A 436-nucleotide genomic window follows, 5' to 3' on the forward strand; every position below is an offset into this window, starting at 1 on the left:
CCCGAGAAGGTTATACCGTCTCTTGCGCCCGGCCGTCAGTTAAGCCTTTCAAAATGCCGCGACGAACGGCGGCGGCGAGCGCCCGGTCCGCGTCCGTCGCCCGTCCGACGCCCCGTGGCGTTTAATACCGTCGCCCGGAACCGTGCGGGTATGGTCGACATCCTCGCGGAGAACCTCTCCGGGAAGGCGGTGATGAGCTCGGACGGCACGGAACTCGGGGACCTGTACAACATCACGATGAACCTCGAGTCGGGGGAGCTGAACCACCTCCTCGTCAGCCCGCACGAGCAGCTCAGACACGAGCGCGTCGACTTCGAGTTCGACGAGATGGGGCGGCTCCGAGTCCCGGTCGCGAACGTGCAGGCGGTGAAAGACTACATCGTCGTCGCCCGCTGATGCAGGTCCTCGACTCGTCCGCGTTCATCCACGAGTACAC

General features: G+C 64.9%; 1 protein-coding gene. It reads left to right on the forward strand.

What is annotated here, in order from left to right; genetic code table 11:
* Positions 1 to 150 precede the first annotated feature (150 nt).
* Positions 151 to 396, forward strand: a complete 246-nt coding sequence (locus C5B91_RS21795; RefSeq protein ID WP_119713056.1) for a PRC-barrel domain-containing protein — start codon at positions 151 to 153, stop codon at positions 394 to 396.
* Positions 397 to 436: the final 40 nt, after the last annotated feature.

The sequence above is a fragment of the Haloferax sp. Atlit-10N genome, assembly GCF_003586325.1.
GTDB lineage: Archaea > Halobacteriota > Halobacteria > Halobacteriales > Haloferacaceae > Haloferax > Haloferax prahovense.